The following is a 17,076-nucleotide window of genomic DNA, read 5'->3' on the forward strand; positions in this document are numbered from 1 at the left end:
GTCAGGTGCTGATGACCGGACCGGCCCACCCCATGAGATCGGGTGGGCCGGGCGTGCTCACTCCGCCGGGGGACGGGGCGCCGGCAGCCGGCGCCGCAGGCTGGACGAGGCGACGGAGTCGCGCAGCCGCTCGCCGGTGGCGTCGATCCAGTCGAACCCCTCGACCAGACGGCGGTTCGCCTCGACCGCGCTGTCGCGGTAGCGGGTCGGCAGCAGGAACGCCTTGACGCGCCGGCCGAGCGACGCCGAGCGGGCGATGGAGCGCCGCACCAGTTCGGTGTCGTCGTGCAGCGCCTCGACGGGCTCGGCCTGGCGGGCGTAGCGGGCCTGCTCGACGGCGCCGACGAGGTGGTCGAGCAACTGCCGGTCGTCGTCGCCGAGTGACGCGGCCGTGGCCAGCCGGCGGCCGGTGGACCGCGGCGTGGCGGCAGGGTCCCAGGGGTGGCCGGCGTCGCGGGCGGCCTCGCGCAGGTCGGCCCACGCGGCCTCGGCCAGCGCGCCGGGATCGTCGCCGGCCCGCCGCCAGCGCAGCCGGCGGCCGATCCGCGCCGCCACCGACGGGGTGGCGAAGAACGCCGCCAGCGCCAGCGCGCCGAGCACGATGAGCGGCCACTGCGACGGCGGCTCCTGGCTGCCGGCCGCTGCGCCGCCGCCGAGCTCGTCGTCGCGCGGGATGGACGGCGCCGTGCTGGTCGGCTGCGACGTGGGGGAGCTGGGGTCGTTGGGGTCGGGCACCGGCGCGTTCTGCGTGGGCACGATGGTCCAGTCGGGGGCGCGGCCGGTGATGGCGGCCGGCGTGGGCTCGAACCGGACCCAGCCGGACCCCTCGAAGTACAGCTCCGGCCAGGCGTGGGAGTCGTGTGCGCGGACGAGGTAGCTGCCGTTGCCCTGGTAGTCGCCGGCGGTGAAGCCGACCGCGACCCGCGCCGGGATGCCCAGGTAGCGGGCCATGATGGCCATGGTCGCGGCGAACTGCTCGCAGTAGCCGCGCCGGTCGTTCAGGAAGTCGACCAGCGCGTTGGCCGTGTGGCCGGACGTCGACTCGATGTCGTACTCGAAGCCGCCCTGCGGGCCGCGGAACCACTGCTGCAGCGCGGCCGCCTTGCTGAAGTCGTCGGCAGCGCCCTCGGTGACCTCGTCGGCGAGCTCGGTGACCTCGGCGGGGAGCTCGTCGGGCAGCTCGAGCATGGCGTCGACGTCGTCGCTGGGCGGCCCGGCGTTGCGCAGCGTCTCGACGGTCGGCTCGACCACCAGGCTCTCGACGTTGTACGAGCGGGCGCGGACGTCGTCGCCGTCGGCGACGACGTCGAGGGTGGGCCCGTGGTAGCGCCAGTCGCCCTCGATGGCGATGCTCTGCGCCGGGTAGGGGAGCGGCAGCCAGCTGGAGCTGAAGTCGGGGCTGACGTTGATGTCGTAGTCGATGCGCGGCCAGTCGGCCTCCTCGAGGCCCTGCGGCCACGGCAGCCCGCTGTCGACGGAGTCGGGCACCGGCCGGTCGGACGTCTTCCACTCCTCGCCGTCGAACACGTCGAGCGTGACGATGCGGATGTAGGTGGCGGCATCGGTGTCGGCGCTGGAGCTGTAGCGCAGCACTTCGACGTTCTCGCGGCGCTGCAGGTTGCGCTGGAGGTCGATGATCGGGTTGTCGGTGCGGATGGTCTGCCCGCCGCCCCCGCCGCCACCGCGGCCCGGGCCGAGCACGCCCTCCGTCAGCACCGGCGCGAGGCCAGGCACGGCGACCGCCACCGCCAGCGCCACCGCGCCGACCCGGCGGCCGTTGCGGGCCAGTGAGTCGGTCTCGGGGATGCCGCTGCGCCGCGCCGACGGGCTGGCCGAGCGACCCCACGCCGCGACCCGGGTGCGTCCCTCGGAGACCAGCAGCGCCAGGAACCCGGCCGCGGGCGGCAGGAACCACCACCAGTCCAGCCCGATGGTCATGGCGGTGGCCGCGACGGCGTAGCAGGCGGCCAGCGGCACGCCGGCCAGCGGGACCTTGCGCAGCCAGACGGCGAGGGTGTCGACCAGCAGCGCCACGACGCCGGCCCCGCCGACCACCAGCATGAGGATGCCGCGCGGCACGGGGATGGGCGCGACGTACGTGTTGGTGACGTCGATGCCCTCCTGGAAGACGTCGACCAGCCGGGTGGCCCAGTCGGTGGTCGGGATGAACCCGAGCAGCGCGACGTCGTTGGCCACCAGCACGCCCAGCCACAGCACGACGACGGCCAGCTGCGCCACCGGGACCAGCAGCGCCGGCACGCCGAGCTTGCGCAGCACGTAGCCGGTGCCGGCGACCAGCGCGACCACGAGGGCGGCCGGCACGATCCAGTCGTCGGTCTGGGTGATGGCGAACAGCGGCACCACCGACAGCCAGGCCGCCAGCGCCGCGACGATGGTCAGGCGGCCGTGGGCGCTCAGCGACGACATCAGCTCGCCTCCCGTCCGGTCGAGACGCCGGCCGCGGCCTGGGCCTGCACGGCCGGGCGCTGCAGCCCGAGGCGCTCCCACAGCGTGGCCAGGTGCTCGCCGCGCTTGGCGACGATGACGTTCCAGCCGGCGCTGCGCAGCACCTGGACGCCGGCGGTGAGCCGCACCTGCTCGCGGCTGTTCTCGCCCAGCGACGTCCAGGACATGACGTCGAGGACGACGGCCAGCGCGGCGGTGGAGCCCTGCCGCAGCCCGGCGACGACGTGCGCCTCGGGCTCGGTGAGCCGGCCGAACACGCCGACCAGCAGGCCGGTGGCGGCCTCGGCGCCGCTGAGGAGGTCGGGCCAGCGGCCGACGGACGCGTCGCGCTGCGGCTGGACGACGGCGAGCGCGTCGAGCAGCGACACCTTGGCGTCGCCGGGGCCGCTGGCGGGGTCGTGCCAGTTGGTGGAGACCGCGCCGCCGTGGTCGGTGACCAGCCGGACGGCGTAGCCGCGCTCGGCCAGGTGGACTCCGACGGACGCGGCCGCGGTGACGCTCCACTCGAGCGAGGAGTCGATGCCCTCGCCGGTGTGCCCGGACGTGCGGGTGTCGAGCAGGAGCGTGGCCCGGCTCTGCCAGGGCTGCTCCTCGCGGCGGACCATCAACTCGCCGTGGTGGGCGGTGGCCCGCCAGTGCACGCGGCGCATGTCGTCGCCGATGCGGTAGGCGCGGATCGTCGCGTCCTCCTCACCGGCGGCGGCGATGGCCCGCGGCCGGCTCTCGCCGCTGCCGCTCCACTCGCCGACCAGCCGGACCGGCGGCAGCTGGTGCACCGTGGGTGTGACGATCAGGGTGCCGACGTCGCTGAACGCGCGGCGCAGCTCGACCATGCCGAACGGGTCGGTGACGCGCACCGTCAGCGGGCCGACCTTGTACCGGCCGCGCACCACGGGGTCGATGGAGTAGGTGACGTCGCGCCGGAACCGCGACCACACGTGGTCGAGGACGAACCGCGGCCGGGCTCCGAGCGTGAACGGGATGCTGTCCTCGACCAGCAGCACACCGGTGGGGATGCGTGCTGAGTTGGCCAGCTGCAGGCGCACCGTCGCCCGCTCGCCGACGGACACCCGCGGCGGCTCGACCGAGCGCGACGCGGCCAGCCGCACCCGGCTGCGCAGCGCCACCATGAGGCTGATGGCCGGGACGACGACCAGCAGCAGGCCGACCCTGAGCACGTCGCGCTGCCCGGCGAGGACGGCGGCCAGGACGGCGCCGCCGCCGACGGCCAGGAAGGTCCAGCCGCGTCGGGTGAGACCGGACAGCGCGTCGTTCATCGGCGGCTACCGGGCCGGTTCGGGCTGCGGGATGCGCTGGATGAGGTCGGCGACGATGCTGCCGGCGTCGCGGCGGCCGATCTGCGCCTCGGCCGTGGGCAGCAGCCGGTGGCCGAGGACGGGCGCGGCCAGCGCCTGGATGTCGTCGGGCAGCACGTACTCGCGGCCCTCGAGCCCGGCCCACGCCTTCGCCGCCCGGATGAGGTGCAGCGTGGCCCGCGGCGACGCGCCCAGCCGGAGGTCGGGCGAGGTGCGGGTGGCCGTGGTCAGCGCGACCGCGTACTCCTTGATGGGGTCGGCGACGTAGACGCCGCGGACCAGCCGGACCAGCTTGTGCACGTGCGCGGCGTCGGTGACCGGCTCGAGCGGGTCGAGCGCGCTGGTGGCGCCGTGGGTGTCGATCATCTCGATCTCGTCGCGCGGCGACGGGTAGCCCATGGACAGGCGCATCATGAAGCGGTCGCGCTGCGCCTCGGGGAGGGGGTAGGTGCCCTCCATCTCGATGGGGTTCTGGGTGGCGACCACCATGAACGGCGCCTCGAGCTGGTACGTGGTGCCGTCGACGGTGACCTGCCGCTCCTCCATGCACTCGAGCAGCGCGGACTGCGTCTTCGGCGAGGCGCGGTTGATCTCGTCGCCGACGACGATGTTCGCGAACACGCCGCCCGGCTTGAACTCGAACTCGCGGGTCGACTGGTTGAACACCGACACGCCCGTGACGTCGCTGGGCATGAGGTCGGGCGTGAACTGGATGCGGCGCACCGTGCAGTCGATGGCGCGGGCCACGGACTTCGCGAGCATGGTCTTGCCGACGCCGGGGACGTCCTCGATGAGGATGTGGCCCTCGGCCAGCAGCACGGTGAGGGCCAGCTTGATGACCTCGGGCTTGCCCTCGACGACCGAGCCGATGGCGGCCTGTATGCGGGCTGCGGTGTCGGCGAGGTCGCCGAGCGCCAGCTCGGGCGCGGGCTCGCCGGGCACCTGCTGTGGATGATGGCCCGGGTTGAGCGGCTCAGGCACGTTTCCTCCTTCGATCCCCGACCTCGTCGGCGTGACGTGCCTCGGCCGATCGCGGCATTCCGCTGTCCTGTCTCGCAGTGGTGCGACGTGCGGACCCACCCAGCGGGTTCCCATCGGCCACGGCTTTCGCTTACCCGCAGAGCCTATGTCCACTACGCGTGCACGCGCATCCATCCGAACCGGACATTCCCCGATGGCCCGGCCTGGTCGGACGGTGTCCCGCCCCGCCGGGCGGTGATCGGCCCGCCGGTCGGCGGCGCCGCGGTGGACCCGGCCTTCGATCATGGTGCCGAGGCGCGCCGCCTCCGCCGCCGCGCCGGCCGGCGGCCCCGTCCGCCGGCCGTTCCCCACTTCCCTCCACCACCGTCCTCCACCCGGCGGGCCGGCATCGCTGACCAGGGGCGACGTGGAGGCGTCCGCTGCGGGGGCGGGCCGGCGCCGCCGCGGCGCCCCCGCGCGCCCCACTCCGTCCCCTCCATCGCCCCGCAGGGCGCTGACCAGCGCGGACGCGGTCCGGCGTGGCCACGGGGCGGGGGCCGCGGTGGGGCGTGGTGGGGCGTAGCGGGGCTGAATGTGGTTGCAAGTGGGGGAGAGTGGAGTAGAGTGGCGGGCAATGGAGGAAGAGTGGTCCGGGGTGGCGATCAGCGGATGGTCCGGTGACGGTCACGGCGGACAGCGGGGAGGTGGGCCGTGTTCCTCGGCACCCACACGCCCCGGCTGGACGACAAAGGACGGCTCATCCTTCCGGCGAAGTTCCGGGACGAGCTGGCGGAGGGCGTCGTGATCACACGAGGGCAGGAGCGCTGTCTCTACGTGTGGCCGCGGGCCGAGTTCCTCCGGTTCACCGAGCAGTTGCGCGCCGCGCCCATCACGCACAAGGGCACGCGCGACTTCGCCCGGATGCTGGCAGCGGGGGCCAGCGACGAGGTTCCGGACAAGCAGGGCCGCATCACCATCCCGCCGGGGCTGCGCACGTACGCGGCGCTGGAGCGTGAGTGCACCGTCGTCGGTGCGATGACGCGGGTGGAGATCTGGTCCGAGCAGGCCTGGGAGACGTACCAAGCGGAGAAGGAACCGATGTTCGCCGACATCTCCGAGGAGGTGCTGCCCGGCATCTTCTGACCGCCGTCGCGTGGAAACGCACGACGAGGTCTCCGGCCGCTCCACCTCTTGGCACCACTTCCCCGGTGCCAAGCGGCACGAGCCGGCAGCCAAGCCCGAGCGGGCGGGGACCTGGTCGTACGAGCCGCGAACGGCAACGAGCGAGGCAACGACGAAGAGACGCGGGGGTGTCGATGACCGATCAGGGGGCGCACGTCCCGGTGCTGCTCGATCGCGTCGTCGAGCTGCTGGCTCCGGCTCTCTCGGAGGACGAGGGCCGTGTGGTCGTCGATGCCACGCTGGGACTCGGCGGGCACGCCGAGGCCCTGTTGCGCCGCAGCTCGACGGCCCACCTGGTGGGCCTCGACCGCGACCGCGAGGCGCTGGCCCGGGCCACCGAGCGGCTGGCGCCGTTCGGCGACCGGTTCACCGGCGTCCACGCGGTCTACGACCGGATCGCCGACGTCTTGGCGGGCCTCGGCATCCGGCGCGTGCATGGCGTCCTGTTCGATCTCGGCGTGTCGTCCCTGCAACTGGACGAGGCCGGGCGCGGGTTCGCGTACTCGCAGGACGCGCCGCTGGACATGCGGATGGACCAGTCCACCGGCATCACCGCGGCCGAGGTGCTCAACACCTACGCCGCGGCCGACCTCACCCGCATCCTGCGCCGCTACGGCGAGGAGCGGTTCGCCTCGCGCATCGCGGCGGCCGTGGTGCGCGAGCGCCGGCGGGCACCGTTCGACACCAGCGCCCGGCTGGTCGAGCTGATCCGCGACACCATCCCGGCGCCGGCCCGGCGCACCGGCGGCAACCCGGCGAAGCGGACGTTCCAGGCGCTGCGCATCGAGGTCAACGGCGAGCTCGACACGCTCGAGCGCGCGCTGCCGGCCGCCGTCGACGCGCTGGCGGTGGGCGGGCGCATCGTCGTGCTCTCGTACCACTCGCTGGAGGACCGCATCGTCAAGCAGCTGTTCGCGGCCAGGACGACCAGCTCGGCGCCGCCCGGGCTGCCGGTCGAGCTGCCCGAGCACCGGCCCGAGCTGCGGCTGCTGACCCGCTCCGAGCCGCCCACCAGCGACGAGATCGCCGCCAACCCGCGCGCGCAGTCGGCCCGGCTGCGCGCCGTCGAGCGGATCAGGGAGGCCGCATGAGCGCCGCCGAACGCGCCTACGCCCCGGTCGCCGCGCCGCGCCGGCCGTCGCTGCGCAGCGTGCCGGCCCGCGGCTCCCGTGCGCCGCGCGCCCCGTTCGTCGTGCTGGTCCTGATGGTCCTCGGCATCGGGCTGATCGGCCTGCTGGTCCTCAACACCGCCCTGCAGCAGGGCGCGTTCGAGCTGGGCGAACTGCAGTCGACCACCGACGAGCTGCGCGACCGGAAGACCGACCTCGCCGACCGCGTCGCCGCCCGCAGCGCGCCCGACGCGCTGGCCGACCAGGCCGCCCGCCTGGGCATGGTGCCGGCCGAGGACGCGCCCACCTTCCTGGAACTGCCGCGGTCCACCCACGCCGACGCTGGTGGTGCCGGCTGATGCCGCCCAAGGGCCAGGACGGCCGGGGAGCGGCCGGGTCGGGCCGCGGCACGGCCGGGCAGGGCTCGGCGGGACGGGGCTCGGCCGCGGGTGCCGGACGGGGTACGGCCGCGGGCCGCACCGCGCGGCCCGGGTCGAAGGGCGCACCGAAGGCGGCTCCGAAGGGCGCGCCGAAGGCGTCCGCCAAGAACACGGCCAAGCCGGCCCGCAGGACGGCCGCCGCGAAGCCCGTGCGGACGTCCGCCGCGCCGCGGGCCCGTAAGAGCGCTCCCAAGGCTCCGAAGAACGAGCTCGACGCCGCGTGGGCCAGCGCGCCCACGTCGTCGCGCGGTGGCCGGGCCGACGGCGCCGGCCGCACCGGTCGTCCGGCGCCGGTACGGGCCGGCGCCGTCGCGACGTCCGGTGGCCGCGGGACCTCCGGCGGCCGCGGCGCGTCCGGCAAGCCGTCGTCGGGCAGGTCGTCCTCCGGCAAGGCGGCCGGGGGCAAGCCCCGCGCCGTCCGCGCTCCGAAGGCCTCCCGCCCGGCCCGCCCGCCGAAGCCGCCCAAGCGTCCCAAGCCGCCGAAGGGCCCGAAGCAGCCGCGCACCGTCCGGCTGGCCGACCCGCGCAAGCGCCTGCGGGTCACGCTGGTCGGCGTCTGCGTGGTCCTGTCGCTGTTCGGCGGCCGGCTGATCCAGCTGCAGGGCATCGACGCGTCCACGTACGCCGCCGTCGCGAACACCATCGGGCTGAAGACGGTGCCGGTGCGGGCCGACCGCGGCGCCATCATCGACCGCGACGGCGAGCCGCTGGCCAGCACCGTCGAGGCGTACAACGTGGTGGTCGACCAGACGCAGGTGGCCAACCCGGCCGCGTACGCGCTGCAGCTCGAGAGCATCCTCCGCACGCCCGCCGCCGACCTGCAGCGCGACCTCACCGGTTCGGACCGGTACGTCGTCGTCGCGCGCGGGGTGCCGGGGGCGACGTGGCGGCAGATCCGCGGGCTCGGCCTGGCCGGGTTCACCGCCGAGACCGCCGCCGCCCGCGACTACCCCGCGGGCACCGTCGCCGGCAACGTCGTCGGGTTCCTCGGCGCCGACGGCCTGGGCCTCACCGGGCTGGAGCAGTCGATGGACAAGAGCCTGGCCGGCGTCGACGGCGAGGCGACGTACCAGTTCAGCCCGGGCGGCATCCGCATCCCGAACAGCTCGGCGAACCACGTCAGCCAGCCGGTCGCCGGCACCGGCCTGCGCCTGACCCTCGACGGCGACGTGCAGTGGCACACCGAGCAGGTGCTGGCCGAGGCGGTCGAGAACGCCGGCGCGGCCGACGGCGTCGCCGTCGTCATGGACGTCGACACGCAGGAGATCGTCGCGCTGGCCGCCACGCCCGCGTTCGACCCCAGCGACCCGAGCAAGACCGAGGCCGCCGACCGCGGCAGCGCCGCCGTCGAGGACGCCTACGAGCCGGGCTCGGTGTTCAAGCCGATCACCATGTCCGCCGTCGTCGACCAGGGGCTGGCCGACCACAGCACCGTGTTCTCCGTCCCGGACAACCTCCGCCGCGGCGGCGAGACGATCAACGACTACTACAGCCACGGCGAGGACCAGATGACGCTGGCCGGCGTCGTCGCGAAGTCGAGCAACGTCGGCACCGTCCTGGCCGCCGAGCTGCTGGAGAAGGACGTGTACCACGACTACCTGCGGCGGTTCGGGTTCGGGACGGCGCCCGACCTCGGCATGCCGGGCGAGACCGGCGGCCGGCTGCCGTCCGGCGACGACTTCACCGACCTCACCCGCGACAACGTGGCGTTCGGCCAGGGCATCTCGGTCAGCGCCGTGCAGATGGCGTCGGCGTACGCGACCATCGCCAACGGCGGCGTGCGGGTCGACCCGCGGCTGATCTCGGCGACGATCGGCGCCGACGGCCGCGAGACGCCGGTCGAGCCGTCCGCGCCGGAGCGGGTCGTCAGCGAGCAGGCCGCCGCCGACGTCACCACGATGATGGAGGCCGTCATGGGCGAGGGCGGCACCGGCAAGCCCGCGCTCGTCGACGGCTACCGCGTCGCCGGCAAGACCGGCACGGCCCAGCGGGTCGACCCCGATTGCGGCTGCTACGCCGACTACAACTCGTCGTTCATGGGCTTCGCCCCGGCCGACGACCCGCAGTACGTCGTCGTCGTGTCGCTGTTCGACCCGAAGAACGGCAACTCCGGAAGCGCGCTGGCCGGCCCGGCCTTCGCGGACATCATGCGGTTCGCGCTCGAGCAGGGCGGTGTGGCGCCGACCGGCACGGAGGCGCCGCAGGTGCCACTGTTCGCCGACTGACCGAGTAGATTGCTCTGTCGTGCCCGACCGCCCAGGACTGCGACCCCGCCGCGTCACGCCGTTGCCGCTGACGGCGCTCGACGCCGCGGCGCCGGCGGACGTGCTGGTGACGGGCGTCACACACGACTCCCGGCAGGTCCGGACCGGTGACCTCTACATGGCGCTGCCCGGCGCGGTGACCCACGGCGCCCGGTTCGCGGCGGCCGCGGTGGCCTCCGGCGCGGTGGCGATCATGACCGACGACGACGGCGTCGCGCTGGCCGGTGACCTCGACGTCCCGGTGCTACGGCTGGCCGACCCGCGGGCGCGGCTGGGCGACATCGCGGCGACGGTGTACGGCCATCCGGCGCGCGACCTGCTGATGCTCGGCGTCACCGGCACAAACGGCAAGACCACCACGACGTACCTGCTGGAGTCCGGGCTGCGCGCCGCCGGGCACGTCACCGGGCTGATCGGCACCGTCGAGACCCGCGTCGGCGACGAACGGGTCGCCAGCATCCGCACCACCCCCGAGGCCACCGACGTGCACGCGCTGCTCGCCGTCATGCGTGAGCGTGGCGTCACGGCCTGCGCCATGGAGGTGTCCAGCCACGCCATGGTGTTCGGGCGGGTCGACGGCGTCGTGTTCGACGTCGCCGGGTTCACCAACCTCACCCAGGACCACCTCGACTTCCACGGCGGCCTCGACGACTACTTCGCCGCCAAGGCCCGGCTGTTCACGCCGTTGCACGCGCGCAAGGCGGTCGTCGTGGTGGGCGACGAGTACGGCCGCCGGCTGGCCGCGTCGACGCCGCTGCCGGTGCTGACGGTCGCGCCGCCGCACGTCGCCGCCGACGCCGACTGGCAGGCCGACTGCTACGGCGACCGCGCCACGCTGGCCGGCGCCGACGGCGAGAAGCTGGAGCTGCGGGTCCCGATCCCGGGCGAGTTCAACGTCACCAACGCCGCGCTGGCCGTCACCATGCTGCGCGCGGCCGGCGTCGACGTCACCGCGGCGGTCGAGGGCGTGGCGGCCTGCCCCGGGGTGCCGGGGCGCATGGAACGGGTTGCCGGCCCGGCCGGCGCGCCGGTCGCCGTCGTCGACTTCGCACACACGCCCGACGCCATCGACAACGTGCTGCAGGCGCTGCACCCGCGCGGCCGTCTCATCGTCGTCGTCGGCGCCGGTGGAGACCGCGACCGCGAGAAGCGGCCGCTGATGGGGGCGGCCGCCGCGCGCGGCGCCGACGTCGTCGTCGTCACGGACGACAATCCCCGCTCCGAGGACGCGGCCGCCATCCGGGCCGCCGTCGTCGCCGGCGCCCACGCGGTGCCGGACGCGGAGCGGGCGGGGGAGATCCTCGAGGTGGGGGGCCGCCGCGAGGCGGTCCGTGCGGCGCTGCGCGGCGCCCGCGGGCCCGACGACACCGTCGTCGTCCTCGGTAAAGGGCATGAACAAGGTCAGGAGATCGCAGGCGTCGTGCATCCATTCGACGATCGAGACGTGCTCCGTGCGGAGCTGATGCGGTGGAGTGAGGAGTTCCAGGGTTGATCCCGCTCACCTTGGCCGAGGTCGCCTCGGCCACTGGCGGCAGGCTGGACGCCGTCGCCGACCCCGCCGTCCGGGTCACCGGCCCGGTGGTGACCGACACCCGTGAGCTCGGGCCCGGCGGCCTGTTCGTGGCCCGGCAGGGCGAGGCGAGGGACGGGCACGACTTCGCCGCCGCCGCTGTCGAGGCCGGCGCCGTCGCGGTGCTGGCAGAACGGCCGGTCGGCGTCCCCGCCGTGGTCGTCGACGACACCGAGGTCGCGTTCGGCCGGCTCGCCCGGGCCGTCCTCGACCGCCTGCCGCAGGTCACCGTCGTCGGCGTCACCGGGTCGTCCGGCAAGACGACGACGAAGGACCTGCTGGCGCAGGTGCTCGAGCCGCTCGGGCCGCTGGTCGCGCCGCCCGGCTCGTACAACGGCGAGATCGGGGTGCCACTCACCGTGCTCCGCGTCGACGAGTCCACTCGCACGCTGATCGCCGAGATGGGCGCGCGCGGAGCCGGGCACATCGCCTACCTGTGCGGCATCGCACCGCCGTCCGTCGGCATCGTCCTCAACGTCGGCAGCGCCCACCTCGGCGAGTTCGGCGACCGCGACACCATCGCCCGCGCGAAGGCCGAGCTGGTCGAGGCGCTGCCCGAGACCGGCACCGCCGTCCTCAACGCCGACGACCCCGTCGTGCGCCGCATGGCCGAGCAGACGCCGGCCCAGGTGGTGATGGTCGGCGAGTCGGTGCACGCCGACGTCCGGGCCGAGGACGTGGCGCTCGACGCCGCCGGCCGGGCGTCGTTCCGGCTGGTCACGGCCGACGCCGACGCGCGCGTGTCGCTGCGGCTGGTCGGCGAGCACCAGGTGTCGAACGCGCTGGCCGTCGCCGGTGCGGCGCTGGCGCTGGGGCTGCCGCTGGACGACGTCGCGGCGCGGCTCTCGGCGGCGCTGCCGCGGTCGCGCTGGCGCATGGAGGTCACCGAGCGGCCCGACGGCGTCACCGTCGTCAACGACGCGTACAACGCCAACCCCGAGTCGATGCGGGCGGCGCTGAAGACCCTGGTGTCGCTGGGCCGCCCGGCCGCCGGCCGCACGTGGGCCGTGCTCGGCGAGATGCGCGAGCTGGGGGAGTCGTCGATCGCCGAGCACGACGCCATCGGGCGGCTGGCCGTCCGGCTGAACGTGTCGCGGCTGGTGGCCGTCGGCGACGGCGCCCGCGCGATCCACCAGGGCGCCACGCTCGAGGGGTCGTGGGACGGCGAGTCGGCCTGGGCGCCCGACGTCGACGCCGCGTTCGACCTTCTCCGCGCCGAGCTGCGGCCCGGCGACGTCGTCCTGGTCAAGTCGTCTCGCGATGCCGGCCTGCGCTTCCTCGGCGAACGGCTGGTGGAGGACAAGTGATCTCGATCCTCACGGCCGGCGTCGTCGGCCTCGTGGTGTCGATCCTGGGCACCCCGCTGGCGATCCGCTGGCTGGTCGGCCGCGGCTATGGCCAGGCGATCCGCGACGAGCTGTCGGAGAACCACCAGACCAAGCGCGGCACCCCCACCATGGGCGGCGCCGTCATCATCGTCGCGGCGGTCATCGCCTACTTCGTCGCCCACCTGGTCCGGCCGTCGCCGCCGACGGTGTCCGGCCTGCTGGTGCTGTTCCTGATCGTGGGGCTCGGCGTCGTCGGGTTCCTGGACGACTGGATCAAGATCTCCAAGCAGCGCAGCCTCGGCCTGCGCAGCCGGGCGAAGATGGGCGGCCAGATCGCCGTCGCCGTCGTGTTCGCGATCCTCGCCATCAACTTCCCGGACGAGCAGGGCTACACGCCGGCGTCGCAGGCACTCTCCGTCCTGCGCGACACCCCGTGGGTGCTGCCGGCCGCCGTGTTCGTGCTGTGGGCGCTGTTCCTCATCTCCGGGTTCTCCAACGCGGTGAACCTCACCGACGGGCTGGACGGGCTCGCGACCGGTGCGTCGGTCATGGTGTTCGGCGCCTACACCCTCATCGGGGTGTGGCAGCTGAACCAGTCCTGCGGCGTCGCACCCGGCCCGAGCTGCTACGAGGTGCGCGACCCGCTCGACCTCGCCGTCGTGTCGGCGGCCATGGTCGGCGCCTGCTTCGGGTTTTTGTGGTGGAACGCCGCGCCGGCGAAGATCTTCATGGGCGACACCGGGTCGCTCGCGCTGGGCGGCGGGCTCGCCGGCCTGGCCATCACGACCCGCACCGAGCTGCTGCTCATCGTGCTGGGCGGCCTGTTCGTGCTGATCACGCTCTCGGTGATGCTGCAGGTCGGCTGGTTCAAGATCTCCGGCGGCAAACGGCTGTTCCGCATGGCGCCGCTGCAGCACCACTTCGAGCTCAAGGGCTGGGGCGAGGTCACCATCGTCATCCGGTTCTGGATCATCGCCGGCATGTTCGTGGTGCTCGGCCTCGGCCTCTTCTACGCCGAATGGGTGGCGACGGCGTGAGCGGCGGCACCGGGGCGAACGGGGCCGCTGGTGCCAGCGGAGCTGCTGGGGCGAGCGAGGCCGCTGGTGCGAGCGAGGCCGCTGGTGCGAGCGAGGCCGCTGGTGCGAGCGAGGCCGCTGGTGCGAGCGAGGCCGCTGGTGCGAGCGAGGCCGCTGGTGCGAGCGAGGCCGCTGGTGCGAGCGGCGCTGCTGGGGGTGCGTCCGGGAGCGGCGGGACGCCGCCGGGGAGCGGCCACGCCGCGCCGTCCTGGCTGGCGTCGGCCGTGCGGGACAGCCCGTGGTCCGAGCTGCGCGTCACCGTCGCCGGGTTCGGGGTGTCCGGGTATGCCGCCGCCGACACGCTGATCCAGCTCGGCGCGCAGGTCACCGTCCTCGAGGACCGCGACGGCCCGGCCGAGCAGGAGCGCGCGACCATCCTGCGCATCCTCGGCGCCCAGATCTCGCTGGGGCCGGGGTCCACGTCGGCCCTTCCCGCGGGCACCCAGCTGGTCGTCACGTCGCCGGGCTGGAAGCCGTCGTCGCCGCTGCTGGCCGCGGCGGCCGCCGCCGGCGTCCCGATCTGGGGCGAGGTCGAGCTGGCCTGGCGCATCCGCGATCCCGCGACCCCGTGGCTCGTGCTGACCGGCACCAACGGCAAGACGACGACCGTGCGGATGCTGACGTCGATGCTGCGGGCGTCCGGCCTGCGCGCGGCCGCCGCCGGCAACGTCGGCGACCCGATCGTCACGGCCGTCATGGACCCCGGCGGCCACGACGTCATCGCCGTCGAGCTGTCCAGCTACCAGCTGCACTGGACGTACTCGATGGCCGCGCGGTCGGCCGCCGTCCTCAACATCGCGCCCGATCACGTCGACTGGCACGGCTCGATGGACGCGTACGTCGCCGACAAGGGGCGCATCTACGCCGGCGTCGAGACCGCCTGCGTCTACAACGTCGCCGACCCCGTCACCGAGCAGCTGGTCCGCGACGCCGACGTCCGGGAAGGGGCGCGGGCGATCGGGTTCACGCTGGGCATCCCGTCGGTCGGCATGGTCGGCGTCGTCGACGAGTACCTGGTCGACCGCGCGTTCATCGCCGAGCGGCAGACGTCGGCCGCCGAGCTGGCCTCCGTCGAGGACGTCCGGCCGGCCGCGCCGCACAACGTCGCGAACGCGCTGGCCGCGGCCGCGCTGGCGCGGTCGATCGGCGTGCCGCCGGTCGCGGTCCGCGACGGCCTGCGCGGGCACTCGCCCGACCCGCACCGCATCGCCACCGTCGCCGTCCTGGGCGACGTCACCTACGTCGACGACTCCAAGGCGACCAACCCGCACGCGGCCGCCGCGTCGCTCGCGGCGTTCGACTCCGTGGTCTGGATCGCGGGCGGGCTGGCCAAGGGGGCCTCGTTCGACTCGCTGGTGCGCGACGTGCGCGGGCGGCTGCGGGGGGTCGTCCTGCTGGGCGCCGACCGCGCCGTCATCGCCGAAGCGCTCGCACGACACGCACCGGATGTACCGGTTGTCGACGTTCCCGACACCGACAATGAGGCCATGGACCGCATCGTGGCCGCCGCCGCCGGGCTCGCCCGCCCGGGCGACACCGTGCTGCTGGCGCCGGCGTGCGCGTCCATGGACATGTTCGCCGACTACGGTGCCCGGGGCGACGCCTTCGCTGATGCGGTGCGACGGCGACCCGGGGGCCACTCGACGCCGTGAGCACGGTCGACCAGCGGCCGCCGGGCGGTTCGGCCGGCGGGGCCGGCGGGTCGGGCTCCGGCGCCTCGGGGGCCGGGTCGAAGCCACTGCGGACCGCCGCGACCGAGTCGCTGCGCCGCCTGCTGCAACGTCCGCTCGCGTCGTACTACCTGGTGCTCGGGTCGGCCGGCCTGCTGCTGGTGCTCGGCCTGATCATGGTCTTCTCGGCGTCGAGCGTGATGTCGCGGGTGCAGTTCGGCTACCCGTACTACTACTTCGCCCGCCAGCTGGGGTGGGTCATCGTCGGGCTGCCCATGGCGTGGGTCGCGTCGCGGATGCCGGCCCGGCTGATCCGCCGGTTCGGGCTGCCGATGCTGGTCGTGGCGGCGATGCTGCTGGCGCTGACGTTCGTGCCCGGCCTCGGCGTCACGCGCGGCGGCAACACCAACTGGCTCGACCTCGGCGGACCGTTCCTCATCCAGCCGTCCGAGCCGGCGAAACTGGCGCTGATCGTGTGGGGCGCCGGCATGTTCGCGTTGAAGGGCCGGCTGCTGACGCAGTGGAAGCACCTGATGATCCCGTTCGTGCCGGTGGCCGCGGCGATCGTCGCGCTGACCATCGGCCAGCGCGACCTCGGCACGGCGCTCGTGCTGATGGCGATCGTGCTGACGCTGCTGTGGGTCGTGGGCGTGCCGACGTGGCTGTTCGGGCTGGCGCTCGGTGTGGTGGGTGTGGTGGGTGCGTACTTCGTCACCGCCTCCGAGAACCGCATGTCGCGCGTCGTCAGCTTCCTCGACCCGTTCTCCGACTTCTCCGGCACCGGGTACCAGGCCGCCAACTCGATCTACGCGTTCGCCACCGGTGGCTGGTGGGGGAGCGGGCTGGGCGCGAGCCGGCTGAAGTGGGGCCAGCTGCCCGAGGCTCACACCGACTTCATCTTCTCCATCCTCGGCGAGGAGCTCGGGCTGCCCGGCGCGCTGATGGTGCTCGGTCTGTTCTTCGCGCTCGGGTTCGCCGGCATCCGCATCGCCATGCGCACCACCGACACGTTCACCCGCCTGGCGGCGGCCGGGATCACCGGCTGGCTGATCGTCCAGGCGATCATCAACCTCGGCAGTGTCCTCGTCGTCTTCCCGGTCATCGGCGTGCCGCTGCCGCTGGTGTCGTACGGTGGCGCTTCCATGGTCGTCGTCATCGTCGCGGTCGGGATCCTGATGGCGCTCGCCAAGGAGGAGCCCGGCGCGCGCGAAGCTCTGGCGGCGCGCAAGCAGGCACGGCGGGAGCGTCGCCGGTTGAGGAGGATGCGCGCGTGAGCGGCCCGGGAGGAGTCTGGATCCCGTGTAGTGCTGGCGGCGCGCAAGCAGGCGCGGCGGGAGCGTCGCCGGTTGAGGAGGATGCGCGCGTGAGCGGCCCGGGAGGAGTCTGGATCCCGTGTAGTGCTGGCGGCGCGCAAGCAGGCGCGGCGGGAGCGTCGCCGGTTGAGGAGGATGCGCGCGTGAGCGGCTCGGGAGGAGTCTGTGTCCCGCGCGAAGTGCTGGCGGCGCGCAAGCAGGCGCGGCGGGAGCGTCGCCGGTTGAGGAGGATGCGCGCGTGAGGGCGCAGGCGTGGTCTGAGGCCGGCGTGTCGCCGGCCCACGAACGGGCGGTGCGGCCGGTGCGCCGGGCGCCCGCCGGCAACGTCCCGCAGTCGGTGCGGGCCCGGGCGTTTCGGCAACGTCGCTGGTCGGGGAGGATC

12 protein-coding genes are annotated in these 17,076 nt (G+C 74.2%); 9 read left to right on the forward strand and 3 right to left on the reverse strand.

Annotated features, from left to right (window positions below; genetic code table 11):
• Positions 1–57: 57 nt before the first annotated feature.
• Genes BLU82_RS08885 through BLU82_RS08895 form a run of 3 tightly spaced genes read right to left on the reverse strand, consistent with a single transcriptional unit; the run spans position 58 to position 4,724 of the window.
• Positions 58–2,427, reverse strand: coding sequence for a DUF3488 and transglutaminase-like domain-containing protein (locus tag BLU82_RS08885; RefSeq protein WP_092618651.1), 2,370 nt, complete (start codon positions 2,425–2,427; stop codon positions 58–60).
• Positions 2,427–3,743, reverse strand: coding sequence for a DUF58 domain-containing protein (locus BLU82_RS08890; RefSeq protein WP_092618654.1), 1,317 nt, complete (start codon positions 3,741–3,743; stop codon positions 2,427–2,429). Before BLU82_RS08890 ends, BLU82_RS08885 begins: the two co-directional genes overlap by 1 nt.
• A 6-nt stretch (positions 3,744–3,749) precedes the next feature.
• Positions 3,750–4,724, reverse strand: coding sequence for an AAA family ATPase (locus tag BLU82_RS08895; RefSeq protein ID WP_370246312.1), 975 nt, complete (start codon positions 4,722–4,724; stop codon positions 3,750–3,752).
• 729 nt (positions 4,725–5,453) lie between these two features.
• On the opposite strand from BLU82_RS08895, the gene mraZ reads away from it, so the two are divergent.
• From mraZ to ftsW, 9 genes are all read left to right on the forward strand, one after another.
• Entirely contained in the window at positions 5,454–5,885 is a 432-nt protein-coding gene (gene mraZ, locus BLU82_RS08900; RefSeq protein ID WP_046767667.1) for a division/cell wall cluster transcriptional repressor MraZ, read from the forward strand.
• Positions 5,886–6,058: 173 nt separating this feature from the next.
• On the forward strand, positions 6,059–7,015 hold the full coding sequence (gene rsmH / locus BLU82_RS08905; protein ID WP_092625621.1) for a 16S rRNA (cytosine(1402)-N(4))-methyltransferase RsmH: 957 nt from the start codon (positions 6,059–6,061) through the stop codon (positions 7,013–7,015).
• Positions 7,012–7,392: a hypothetical protein gene (locus BLU82_RS08910; protein WP_092618661.1), complete on the forward strand. Its 381-nt coding sequence runs from the start codon at positions 7,012–7,014 to the stop codon at positions 7,390–7,392. The genes rsmH and BLU82_RS08910 overlap by 4 nt, the downstream gene beginning before the upstream one ends.
• Positions 7,392–9,698, forward strand: a complete 2,307-nt coding sequence (locus BLU82_RS08915; protein ID WP_092618666.1) for a penicillin-binding protein 2 — start codon at positions 7,392–7,394, stop codon at positions 9,696–9,698. The genes BLU82_RS08910 and BLU82_RS08915 overlap by 1 nt, the downstream gene beginning before the upstream one ends.
• 19 nt (positions 9,699–9,717) lie before the next feature.
• Positions 9,718–11,229, forward strand: a complete 1,512-nt coding sequence (locus BLU82_RS08920; protein WP_092618669.1) for a UDP-N-acetylmuramoyl-L-alanyl-D-glutamate--2,6-diaminopimelate ligase — start codon at positions 9,718–9,720, stop codon at positions 11,227–11,229.
• Positions 11,226–12,614 (forward strand): UDP-N-acetylmuramoyl-tripeptide--D-alanyl-D-alanine ligase, encoded by a 1,389-nt coding sequence (murF, locus tag BLU82_RS08925; RefSeq protein WP_092618672.1) that lies wholly within the window; start codon positions 11,226–11,228, stop codon positions 12,612–12,614. Before BLU82_RS08920 ends, murF begins: the two co-directional genes overlap by 4 nt.
• On the forward strand, positions 12,611–13,672 hold the full coding sequence (mraY, locus tag BLU82_RS08930) for a phospho-N-acetylmuramoyl-pentapeptide-transferase (RefSeq protein ID WP_092618675.1): 1,062 nt from the start codon (positions 12,611–12,613) through the stop codon (positions 13,670–13,672). The genes murF and mraY overlap by 4 nt, the downstream gene beginning before the upstream one ends.
• A 263-nt stretch (positions 13,673–13,935) precedes the next feature.
• Positions 13,936–15,363 carry a UDP-N-acetylmuramoyl-L-alanine--D-glutamate ligase gene (gene murD / locus BLU82_RS08935; protein WP_092618678.1) on the forward strand — a complete coding sequence of 476 codons (1,428 nt, stop codon included), beginning with the start codon at positions 13,936–13,938 and terminating at the stop codon, positions 15,361–15,363.
• Positions 15,360–16,655, forward strand: a complete 1,296-nt coding sequence (gene ftsW / locus BLU82_RS08940) for a putative lipid II flippase FtsW (protein ID WP_092618681.1) — start codon at positions 15,360–15,362, stop codon at positions 16,653–16,655. Before murD ends, ftsW begins: the two co-directional genes overlap by 4 nt.
• Positions 16,656–17,076: the final 421 nt, after the last annotated feature.

This window comes from Jiangella sp. DSM 45060 (genome assembly GCF_900105175.1).
In the GTDB taxonomy this organism is placed as follows: Bacteria; Actinomycetota; Actinomycetes; order Jiangellales; family Jiangellaceae; genus Jiangella.

What these genes read in the sequence shown, in the direction of transcription:
- BLU82_RS08915 (WP_092618666.1), top strand. Translation starts at nt 7,392, where the DNA reads ATGCCGCCCAAGGGCCAGGACGGCCGGGGAGCGGCCGGGTCGGGCCGC.
- rsmH (WP_092625621.1), top strand. Translation starts at nt 6,059, where the DNA reads ATGACCGATCAGGGGGCGCACGTCCCGGTGCTGCTCGATCGCGTCGTC.
- BLU82_RS08885 (WP_092618651.1), bottom strand. Translation starts at nt 2,427, where the DNA reads ATGTCGTCGCTGAGCGCCCACGGCCGCCTGACCATCGTCGCGGCGCTG.
- BLU82_RS08890 (WP_092618654.1), bottom strand. Translation starts at nt 3,743, where the DNA reads ATGAACGACGCGCTGTCCGGTCTCACCCGACGCGGCTGGACCTTCCTG.
- BLU82_RS08910 (WP_092618661.1), top strand. Translation starts at nt 7,012, where the DNA reads ATGAGCGCCGCCGAACGCGCCTACGCCCCGGTCGCCGCGCCGCGCCGG.